Origin of the sequence: Mycobacterium sp. E3339 (assembly GCF_001666915.1) — a bacterium.
In the GTDB taxonomy this organism is placed as follows: Bacteria; Actinomycetota; Actinomycetes; order Mycobacteriales; family Mycobacteriaceae; genus Mycobacterium.
Genome location: NZ_LZIZ01000124.1, coordinates 16,516 through 28,172 on the forward strand (window position 1 = coordinate 16,516; position 11,657 = coordinate 28,172).

Consider the following 11,657-nt stretch of genomic DNA (forward strand, 5'->3'; position numbering starts at 1 on the left):
TGATCTCGTGGCGTTGTTGAACCCGCCGGAAATCCGTCCCAGTGGCATTGTCCTGATCACCCGATACCTGGCTTCCCAGCGGGGACAGCAGGACACCGTCGAACGACTCGTTGCGACACTCGCGCCTGCTAGCCTGCCGGGAGATCCGCAGAATGACGTGACGGTGAACCTGCGCGCTGGGACAGAACTGAGTTTGTTTGTGCGCACTGGCGACAAAGTCAGACTGGCGGACGGTGTGCTCAAGGCCGTGGAGGACGACGCCGGCAGGCTGATCAGCTTGCTCCGCAGACGCGTCCTCGACGACCCCGTCAACAATGCCCCATGGCCAAGCCAGGTAGGTGCGCGAGACTTAACGAGCGCGCTGAGTTGGTTTTTGACCTTCGCCGCTGGAGAAGCGCCGGTCCGACAGGAAGGAGGCCCCCGCGCGGCCGAGACGCTTCAGTTGGCTGACTTCGGCCCGCGCCAACAGGAGGGCGAGTCGTCGAACTGGCCGATCGGCAACAGCACCCGATGGAATGCCTTTCGCCGATGGGCGTGCACACTGGGCTTTGCCTGGGCTAACCCGCAGGGGCATCTGGTCCCCGATCCAACCGCAGCGGTGCGCGACGCCCTACCAACGGTTTTCGGCGGGGCAAATGAGCTTACGGCGCAAGAGTTTGTCAAGCACGTCGCAGAACACGTCCCTGTCCTCGACGGGGGGCGCTACCGGGAATTCGTTGCCGAGAACTGGCAACGCCCCCCTAATCAGAGTCGCGGACTCAGCGCGCCGTTGAGTGACGCCCTCGAAAGGCTCACTAGCGAGCAATCGATTTTCCTCGACGACCGCGCCGACGCGGCCCGTATCGCGAAGGCCGATGGATCGACTTTCTCCCACGTAAGGATCGGCACAAGCAGATGACCACCACATTCCAGAATTACGTGTGCTGGCGTGAGGATGCCGTGCTGGCGATGACCCCGCGCGACGCAGCCAGTCTTCTCACCGATGGACGGTTCCAAGCAATTCATCACCCACTTCGCTTGCGACGCAGAAGACTCGACCAGCGTTCGGGCGGCACATGGGTGACCGAAGCCGATGTGCTCAAGGCGTTCAAAGGCCGACTGCGACCCGATGGCTATCTATTCATCCCGATCGTTGGAGGTTCGGGCACGGGAAAGTCCCACCTGGTCCGATGGGTAAAAGCTCAAACGCAGAACGAACCGGATTGGGAAGTCCGGTATCTTCCGAAGAACCGTACCGGCTTACGACGCGCCATTGAGATTGTGATCCGAGGCCTGACCGGTCCGAGAATTGAAGAAGCCCGCGAAGCGCTTGAGGCTGCGCCATCTCACACGGAATCCGACGAGATCTTAGCTGAGCGACTGCTCGATGAGTTGGCGTTGTTGGTAAGTCAGGTCGGTCTTTACGAACCGGAGTCGTCACAAAATCAACGGAACGCACAATTGCGAAAGCGACTGTCCCGTGAGCTGCCAGACCTCCTGCGCGATCCCGTCGTTCGTCGTAAACTGACAGCCGATGGCGCAGTCATCCCGCGACTCGTCGGACTCGCACTTCGAGGCCGCCAGGAAGGCGATGGTCTCGATGATGACGCCACCAACTTCTTGGAATCAGATTTCCCCCTGACTTTCGAAGAGATCGGTAACGCCAGCAAAGGCGCGAGGGATTTGCTGGGGAAATTCGCGACACTGCCCGACTACAAGAATGCAGCCGTCGCGATGATCAACGAAGTTCTGCCCGCGGCTGAGAAACATGTGGCCGTGTCCAACCAGGTCGACTTGGTCGAGGTTTTCCGTGAAGTCCGCCGTGCGTTGCGCAGCGACGAAAAGCAATTGGCGCTGTTTGTGGAGGATCTCACGGTCCTGCATGGGGTGGAACGCGAATTCCTCGACGCTATCGTCGAACCCGTCCATTCCGTCGATGGCGACATGTGTGGCCTACGGATGATATTCGCCGTCACCGAAGGTCACTTCGATGACCTCGACACTGTGCGGACCCGCTGCGATGACGCCTACTGGTTCGATGCCCCGTACGGCGAGGAGGGGGTCGATGAAGACGAGGCACTGTCCTTCGTTGCGCGTTACTTCAACGCCACCCGACTGGACCCCGGTGAGATCGATGCGGCATGGACAAGCCGAAACCGCGACGACGATAATCTATGGCTTCGCAATGCATGCCACGACTGTCTACACCAGGAGCGCTGCCACGACGCGTTCGGCACGAGCCGCGAGGGATACGGCTTGTATCCGCTCGATGCGCCCGCAGTTGGAAGATTCGTGCGTGCCTTGTCAACTGAGCGGTTTGATCCGCGCGACGTCGTTCGCGAAGTCATCAACCGGTTCTTGATCCAAGGCTCACTCGATCTACGCAGCAACGATTTTCCTTCGGCCTCGACACTGGCGGTCTTTGACCAAAACAGCGAGCCGTTGGCGCCTCTCATCGCGGCCCGAGTCAGAGGTCTCCGGCCCTTCGATTACGACCGGGTTAGTAACATCCTCCGATATTGGGCCAGCCCGGACTCCCCGGCCGACGTCAGCGCGGCCATTTTGGAAGCCTTCGGCGTCAATGACTTCGCGGAGGACCTACGGTCCTTACGTTCCTTGCACGACTCTGGCGGCGATCATCGACGCCGCCAGGAGGACACGCGGCGCCGCCCGCCACCACGCGGCGGCATCGAGGATCAACTCAAGTCTGAGCGACGCAAGCCGTTCATCGAACTCACCGCTTGGGCGAACAGCCAACGTGAACTGTCGGCGACGGCGACCAATTACCTCCGGAAACTGGTTCATAAAGTTGTGAGAAACAACCTCGAATTCGGCCCCCTGCCAGTCAATCTCGGCCCAGGCTTCGACGAGTCGCGATTTCGCGACATCGATGTCGTCCTGAACGGCAGCGTGTCCCAGCAGCAATCAGCGGAGACTGCTTTCGTCGTCATCGAACGCAACCAGGTCAACGCCGCAGCACTCCAAGCGCTAATTCTCGCCAGCGAATTCGAGGCTCAGGACTGGCCACAAGCCGCGGTCTACCGTCGGATGCTCGCCTCGGCGGTCGAGGCGTGGACGATGGCAGTCGTCTCCAAGCTCAGCCAGTCCGTCAGCAAATCGACGAAGGCAGCGGTGGAAGGGGCGATCGTCGCTTCAGCGGTCCTAGACGACCTGAACCGCGATTTGTCCCTGACAGATTGCATGTCGGCCATTTTCGCGCGGCCCCGAGCACTCCCCGCCAGGGCGGGTAGATCCGCCAAGTGGACAGCCCTAGTCGCGAGGGCAGCGGAGTTGAAACCCAGACTTCAAAAGCTCATCGAGGCTGAATTCGGCGAAGCGCGCGGCACCGGTGGAGTCCGGATGGTGCAAGCTGACCGTCTTCTACCCTTGGTGAAGGACTTCACCGCGAGTTGGGAGTTGAATACGGACGATTCGGCAAATGCTGCGTTTTTCCGGGCTATCGGGCCCGCTGTCGATGAGGAATGGGCAAACTTGGTGAGGCGTGTCGCCGCGATTCAGCCACTGATTGACCGCGACCGGGCGTGGGAGGACCAAACCGCCAGAGTGTTAGCCACGCTGCGAACATCCCTCCAGGCGGGTCGGCTAATGGACAGCGGCGCAATCGACGAACTGACCAAACTGGCCAGCTACGAGCCATCGCGGGCGCTTCGCGCATTCAACAGCGCTGCCGAGGCAGTGACCAAGAGTATGACGCTGCCGGAAAAGCTCACGCTAGTTGCCAGCGACACCCCCGATCTTGTTGTGGTAGTTCACGACTTCGCTACGAGAGCAGCCAAGGCGATTGACAGTGTCGAGCGCGACCTCGTGTCCCGCCAAACTGAATCAGGGGGCGCTACGGACCTGGAGAAGGCCGCCACGCGCGTCCTTGAGGCAACCAACCGATTCGACGACGCCATTAAGCGGTTGATCCGATGAGCTTGTACGACGGGGCTGTTGACCTCCAGCTGAAACTTGAAGCCGCACAATCAGCCGATTCCGGCATCGAACTCGTAACCAAGGCCGACCACTTGGTTGAGGCGCTCGACACCGCAACCGGTTATCTGACGGGCGTCTCCCGACTGCAGTCGCGTTTGTCGCTGACAGAAGTTCCGACTATCGATGCCAAGGCCAGCGCCGCAGCGCTGAACGCGTTCCGAGCAGGTCTATCACGTTACGGCCCAAAGGCATTCCAACAGCAACCGGCGACCAAACTGATCGACGTTGCCGGGGACCAGCGCACCCGCGCCGCCCGATGGGCCAGTGCACGATGGCGCACCCTCTTCGAGGGATATCAAACGCTAGTCGAGCAGACCCAGCCCGGCCGGCTTGTCGGCGACTCCAGGCAGCGCTTCGCCGCCGAGCGAACAGCCAGAAAGTTGGTCATGCTTCAGCGCCAAGATCCAATTGCCGACGAAGACAAAATAATTGCCGAACTGTGCGACGGTGACGCCAACGTATCGTGGCTCGAGCAGATCAAGTCGTTGGGCGACGATCTGGCTCGCGCACTGCATGCCCTCGAGACCGAACATACGTCACTCACGCCAGAAGTACAGGAGGCCCTAACGTTGGCGGCGTCCGACGATGGGCTACCCCTCGCCTTCCTCACGGCGGGTCTCCTTGAGGCGCTGCGCGCAGCAGGTGTCGACGGTGACCTCGTGGTACGGCGCCGATGAAAGATTCCACTTTGCGCGATGTGCTGAACGGCATCGAGCGTCGGGAATTGCCGCTACTGAGTTGGGGCGTCAGCGACGGTTCGCTGAGCGAACCTGAACTCGAGCGGTTAATCGAGCAGCTCGCACCCGGCGAAGACGTCGACACCGTGATTGACACTTTGCTCGACCGACGCCTTGTATTCGCGACGGGTGTCACCGAGCAACGTTTCCGAAGCCGGATGGCCGAGACTGTTCGCCTGGCTGCGCGACTACGGCAGTGGTTCCACGGCCGACCCTGGGCGTCAGCACCGAATCTCGTATCAGACTTCAGATTCCTCAGTCGCGCTCGAACGGTTCCTCGACGCGATATCGCGGTAGATCAACTGGATTCGACGTTGCGTTCCAGTGGTGCTGTCTGGTCGGATCGCCACCGTGTGATCACGACGTCGCTTCTCGCCGGACGCGATGTTTCAGCGTTTCAGCAGCGCGCGCTGACCCAGCTGTTACAGCCTCGGTTGGGGTCACGCGGGACTGTCATCACTGCCGGGACGGGATCGGGTAAGACGTTGGCCTTCTACCTACCCGCCCTGACCCAGTTAGTGGCCGATCCCCGCCCCGAAGGCGTACCCCGGATCGTCGCTATCTATCCGCGCAACGAATTGTTGCGAGACCAACTGCGCAACCTGCTATCCACGTGCCGCGCCCTCGGGAATTCAGCTCCGAACATTGGCGTGCTCTATGGCGACGTGCCCACAAACCGTGCCAGTGCCGAACGGTCACCATACTCGACGTGGAAGTCTGAACCGGGTGGGCTGGCATGCCCCATCGTCAACTGCCTCGAAGAGGGGTGCGGAGGCCGACTAATCTGGCCTGATTCGTCCGGAACAGCTGAACGGCTCGTCTGTGAAAGATGTGCATCGGTCGTCGGGCCGGAGATGTTGACATTCACCCGTGATCGCCTCAAGGCGTCCCCGCCAGCCGTCCTGTTCACGAGCACCGAAATGGTGAACAGAGAACTGGGCTCGAGGCAATTCCGGCGACTGCTGATCGGCGACGACTCTCGATCACCGGAGTTCGTGCTGCTCGATGAAATCCATACCTATGAAGGGACACACGGCGCGCAGGTGGCGAACCTGTTGCGCAGGTGGCGATCCGAAATGGCTATCCCACCGCACATCGTGGGCTTGTCCGCAACGTTGGCGGATCCGACCGGTTTCTTTGCAGATCTGACCGGCCTGTCGACCTCGCGGCTTACCGTCGTGCAACCGGAACCGTCTGAGCTGACTGACATCGGCCGAGAGTATTTCTTGGCTCTGCGTGGTGACCCGGCATCGCAGACGTCGTTGTTATCGACCACTATTCAGGTATCGATGCTGTTGCGAAGGGTGCTGGATCCTACGACTGACGGGCCGAGCGAAGGTGCTTTCGGATCGAAGCTGTTCGTCTTCGTCGACGACCTCGATGTCACCAATAGGCTTCATGCCCAACTTCTGGACGCCGAAGGGTGGCGGCCTGGCGGTGTCAACCGCAAGCCGAATGGCAGCCTTGCGACCCTTCGTGTCTCAACGGGATCGGACGTGCGGGTGCGCGATGAGGCCGGTCAAGTGTGGCGCATTGCAGAGGACCTCGGAACGCTGGATCGACCGGTCCGCGTCGCACGGACGACATCTCGCGATACCGGGGTTGACGCGAGTGCCGATGTGGTCGTAGCGACCGCATCCCTGGAAGTCGGCTTCGACGATCCCGCGGTCGGCGCGGTTATCCAGCACAAGGCACCTCGTGATCCGGCGTCGTTCATCCAGCGTCGAGGACGCGCCGGCCGAAACCCCACCATGCGGCCGTGGACGGTCGTCGTGATGTCGGACTTCGGCCGCGACCGTCTGGCATTTCAATCCTACGAAGCACTTTTCGATCCTTGCGTGCCACGCGTCGCGCTGCCACTGCGCAACAGAAGCGTTCTGAAAATGCAGGCAACCTGGTGGCTGCTGGACCGCCTTTCCCGATCAGGGCCCGGCACCTCACTGGCCGACGTGATCCAAAAACCCTGGGGGCAGTCTCGAGATACGCAACGGGAGCACGCCAGGCGGCTCGTCAAGCACGTTCGTGAACAGCTCAACGTCAATGCGGTTGAGCGCATGGGAGAGCAACTGCAACGGGCCCTTTGCTTATCCGACGAGGACCTGCGAGCTGTGCTATGGGACAGTCCCCGGGGACTCATCCCATCTGTGCTGCCCACGCTCATTCGCGCCCTGGAGGTGGCGGCATCCGATCTCGAACTGAGCGATCGCGACTGGCCGCGGCCACTCGCGGATTTTCTTCCAGCCGCTTTGTTTTCGCCGCTCCAGACGCCCGAGATCGAAATCATGAGGCCAGCGCAGCGTCACGAACCGGAGATGGAACCAGTTTCTCAAGGACTGCGTCAGTTCGCACCCGGCCGTGTGAGCTATCGATACGCCCAGCGGGGCAAGGCCGACCGACTGTGGGTCTCCCCGCCGTCTCCGGAGGAACCCAGCCTCCAGTTGCATGAGTTCTGCGAACAATACGCCGAGTTGGAGCCCCCGCCCGGGCACGAGGCGGTGCCATGTGTCCAACCCCGGGCACTTAAGCTCACTATGCCGGCGCCTACCGTGCCGGACTCCTCTTATGGTCGCTGGATCTGGGATGTGGCCTTCCGGCATGTCGGCGAGCCCGTCGTACTAGACATGCCCGCCGGAAGCCCATGGGCATCAGTCGTCTCCGATTTCCGCGCATTCACTCACCGGCATCGCTGTGCTCGAACAGTCTGGCGCTACGCCGGTGAGTTCGAAGTCGAACGGAACTCCGGCGATGGACCGCCGATTACCCAGCATTCGGTCACCCTCCATAGTCATGCCGTCAACGTCGGATTCATCATGGACGTCGACAGTCTTGCGCTTACCGTGAGACCAGCGGACATCGTCTCGCCCAGTGCGTCGCTGCTGCAGTCTCTGCGCGTCGCACGCATGGAATTCCTCATCCGCAACGGCCCGCACCTTAGTGAACTCGTTCCGTCACGATTCACCCGCGAATGGTTGCACCAAGTCTTGCTGTCGGTACTGATTGTGCACAGTCAATCCGGTTCTCTCGAGCAGACCTTGAGCCAGCTAAGCGATGATCGTCTGCGCACATTAATGCTCGATGCGGCGCGAGAAGTATTCGGAGTATTGGCACTTGGTGATCCCGACGGTGAATGCGATCACGCGGACGACGCGGGATTGATCGCCGATATCTCCGCGGCCCTGGCAGTGCCGGGTGTCTTCGCAGAGTTGCGCTCGGCTGCGAAGGCGTTGTGGGCTGATCCGGACGAGGACTGGCGGGCGTGGATCCACGAGAGGTATTTGACCACCCTTGCATCAGCAATCGTCGAGGCAGTCCAAAGCTTGTGTCCCGAAGTGGACGCTACCGATTTGCGCATCGATCTGTCCGTAGGCCCGGGATCTGACCAGCACGTAGCCCAGGTCGACATCAGCGAGGACCAACCCGGCGGTTTGGGTGTCATCGAAGCCTTGGTGGACGGGTACGTTGAGGACCCCCGCCGATTCTGGGCACTCGTCGAAACGGCTTTGGGCCAGTGCGATGGCGAGCGGGTCGACGAGAACATGCGCAGATTCTTGGGAGTGTCGAGCAGTTCGCCCATCGCCGACCATATCGAGCAAATCCGGTCCGCTGACAATCTCGCGGGTCTTACCGAAGCCTGGCAGCGGCTCCGTGTCGCGCTGTTCGAGGCCGGACTTGCGTGCGATCACGCCATGGTTTCTGCCCTGTCGACCCGACTTCTTCGACCCGGAAGTAGTCGGGCGCTCGAAATTCTGGTGGCCGAGTTGATCCGCCGCTGGGACGACATGGAATCGCAACTGGGTGTCGATATCGAATTGCGGGTATTCGCCTACGTTGCCGCATCCGATCCTGATATCCGCAGAAGAATTCAGGCAGTCGCCTTCGGCCAAGCCGCCCAACCAGGTTGGGAGATCGGCCAGATCATCGGCCTGCTGTGGTCGCGCGGATATCGTGTCAGATCCTATGCCTTGCAAGCCTACTCCCCGTTTCGGGGCTACGAACCCACCGATCGACTTCTGTTCGCCCATGTGATCTGCCCTCCCGAAACGGCCGTAGATGTCACCGATCCCCACTGGCGACAACAGGTGGACGATCGACTGCGGAAGGTTGCCGCGACGACCGTTCGTGTTCCCACCAGTGCATCCGGCGCGGAGGTGATACGACAGTTGCTGATCGAACCGACGAGCGTGGACGTCCTGGAGTTTCACCCCCGCGTCGTCGGGGTGTCGCGATCGTTAAACGGCGTGGATATCCACATTGAGATACGCGAGGCGCAGCAGTGAAGTCGCGGAGTTTGCGAACCTCGGCGCTGTCGTCTCACGAGGAGCTCGCCGACGCGCTCCAGGGGCTGTTTGTGGCTGAGTTACTCCACCCCAGCACTCCGATATGGATTGTGACACCGTGGATTTCTGATGTAGTTGTCATCGACAACCGCAGTGGTTTGTTCACCGGCCTGCTGCCTGATTTGCCGCGGCGCGCGATCAGGCTTATCGAGGTCGTGATAAGCCTGCTTCAGCGGGGCGGCACAGTGGTTATCGCCTGCAGGCCAGATGACCATAACCGATCATTTGTGGGCCAACTCCACCATCGGGCGTCGGCCGATGGTGAATCCCATGAACGGCTTTCCTGCCGGTACGCCAGCGAATTGCACGAAAAGGGCATTCTTTCCGGCGAGGTGCTAGTCAGTGGGTCCATGAACCTGACGTACAACGGCATTCGTCGACTCGAAGAGTCGATCGTGATCACAAACGACAACGACACAGTCGCTCGAACGCGTCACGCTTACGAAGATCGTTGGGGCGTAGCGTGACTGCTTTAACGGAGAGGTTCTTCTCCAAGCCCAACGAGATCGTCCCCGCACGCCTTCAGGGTGAACTCGCCAGTCTGCTCGACACATTGCGAACCAGGTTGGACCGCCTCAACCAGAGGACGCTGCTTCCCGCGAAAGTGTCAGGCACGACGCGCTGGTACGGAATCGCCCGGTCACATCGCGACGGGCGACTCCTGCGCGAGGAAGTCCGCTGCTGTCTTGGCCGCCCACTGACCAACGGTTTGGTAGATGTGTCGCGAACATCCCTAGACGCGACGGATCAGGCTGCGCTGCAACTTGTTCCGCAGGGGTCGGTGATCCGCGTCGATGTCACGCCAGGGTGGGTCGAACCCGTGCGGCGCAACATCGATACGTTGACTGCCGTCTGGGCGCTCGAGCCCGACCGCGCGGTCGATCGACCCCGGCCGGTCGGCCGGGTCCTTCGGCAATTTTACGAGAGTCTGGCGGCCAACGACCGCTCCGAGGCGCAAGCGGCTCTCGACGAACTACGCGGACGCGCGCTGTTAAGCGCGACAAATCTGCGGTTTCTTCGGGTCGAGATGCTGAGCGCACTTGGCACACCTTTGGAATTGCGCGACGATCCCGCACTGAAGAATATCTCGCTGCTGGCACGCCCACGGGCGGTCACAGAAAGTATCGCCGAAGCGGCCCACGCGCTAGTGGTGGCGCCGGCGCTCGAGTCCGCAACGGAAGCCAGCTTGCGCGAGGCCGCCGAACGACTGGATATCGCCTGGCCGGATCTGGTGACCCACAGCTATCAAGTGACTGATACGGCGACAGCCCACTGTTATGCGCTGGGACAGTTGCTCTATGACCGTCCCCATGAGCAGAACTTACGGGAACTGTCGGATCGCTATCCAAACGACGCTGTCATCACTGGCGCGCTGGCGGCGATTACCGCCTCGCAGCGGCCTCCGCCGACGCCGGCGACTGCGCTCAACCTTTACCATCAGGGCGACTATGTCGCGGCGCTTAACGTCGCGAGCGCACAGGAACCGACCCGCTCGGACGCCTCCCTTGCCCTTGCGGCAGCCGTCAATCTACGAGACCCAGTTGCCGCAACGCGTGCGCTGGCCGTCGTCGACAACTTAAGTGCCGCCGACCGTTCAGGCCTGCTCGCGAACGCCGTCGAACGCAGCTTCATCGAGGTCCTTCAATCCTTGACCGCCGAACACCGGGTACCAACAGACTGGCTGGACTGGCTTAACGGTGATTGGCCTGATCGACCGGATCTGCTGGCTGAGTGGTCAGGCGGATGGCCTCGCGGACCCGATTACCTCGCCGCAGCAGACGAACTCGCGGAGACCCTCATTGATGCGCTCCATGACTCGCGTCGTCCGCGGGTACGAAACGGCATCGCGCTGTTCGTTGAGTGGCTCACCGACGGCGGGATTCCACCGTCAGCTTCCGGGCTTGCAACGACCGTCTTCGACATCATGCTCTCGAGTGAGCCCGGAAAAACCGAGCGTCAGGCAGCACTCACGTTGCTTGAGGCGATACTCGCTGCTGGCTGTACATCGCTGGAATACGGCGAGATCGTCGATTCCGTTGCCAGCCAGCTTTCGCTCCTCGGTCCCAGGGACGCACCTTGGCTAACGCAAGTGGTAGACCTGCTCTTGTTGTACGCCTGCCCCGACCCCGAACAGCGCGCGACGGTAATAGCCCAAGCAGCAGGAGTAGCACAGGCATGGACAGATCGAATCGATAGTAGTGACGCCTCCGTGCTCCGCCTTCTCTTCCACTCTGCGAACATTGAGTTCGCACTCCCCAATGAGCACAATGCATCTGACCGGGTTGTCCGGCCATTCAGGTCTGTCGGCATCTATTCGTTGATGGAAAGCGCGATTCAAGTCGTTACCTCCTGGGTCCAGCAACGGTGGCCTGACGTGAAGGTTCGAGCATCATCGGAAGCGGACAACAGTAAACTTCTCGCTTCCCTCGTGCGAAGCGTCGACGTCATGCTCGTACAGACCAGTCACGCCAAGCACGCAGCGACTGGAGCGATCGAGGTGGCTATCAATGACCCGAGTCGACTGGTGCTGGTTCATGGCCGCGGAGCTTCATCGCTTATGCGGGCCCTGCTTGATTGGGCTGAAGCAAGCTCCAACTGAGGCGGAGGG

The 11,657-nt window shown here is 61.1% G+C and carries 6 protein-coding genes; all 6 read left to right on the top strand.

What is annotated here, in order from left to right:
• The first annotated feature begins 7 nt into the window (after positions 1–7).
• From dpdG to dpdD, 6 genes are read left to right on the top strand one after another with little or no spacing between them, the layout of a single operon-like run.
• A complete protein-coding gene (gene dpdG, locus A5702_RS11205; protein ID WP_068220650.1) occupies positions 8–898 on the top strand; it encodes a protein DpdG in 891 nt (296 codons plus the stop codon).
• Entirely contained in the window at positions 895–3,915 is a 3,021-nt protein-coding gene (gene dpdH, locus A5702_RS11215) for a protein DpdH (RefSeq protein ID WP_156669571.1), read from the top strand. Before dpdG ends, dpdH begins: the two co-directional genes overlap by 4 nt.
• A complete protein-coding gene (locus A5702_RS11220; protein ID WP_068220657.1) occupies positions 3,912–4,652 on the top strand; it encodes a hypothetical protein in 741 nt (246 codons plus the stop codon). Before dpdH ends, A5702_RS11220 begins: the two co-directional genes overlap by 4 nt.
• On the top strand, positions 4,649–8,989 hold the full coding sequence (dpdJ, locus tag A5702_RS11225) for a protein DpdJ (protein ID WP_082956027.1): 4,341 nt from the start codon (positions 4,649–4,651) through the stop codon (positions 8,987–8,989). The genes A5702_RS11220 and dpdJ overlap by 4 nt, the downstream gene beginning before the upstream one ends.
• A complete protein-coding gene (gene dpdK / locus A5702_RS11230; RefSeq protein WP_068220664.1) occupies positions 8,986–9,516 on the top strand; it encodes a phospholipase D-like domain-containing protein DpdK in 531 nt (176 codons plus the stop codon). The genes dpdJ and dpdK overlap by 4 nt, the downstream gene beginning before the upstream one ends.
• Positions 9,513–11,648 (top strand): protein DpdD, encoded by a 2,136-nt coding sequence (gene dpdD / locus A5702_RS26290; RefSeq protein WP_156669572.1) that lies wholly within the window; start codon positions 9,513–9,515, stop codon positions 11,646–11,648. Before dpdK ends, dpdD begins: the two co-directional genes overlap by 4 nt.
• The last annotated feature ends 9 nt before the right edge of the window (positions 11,649–11,657 follow it).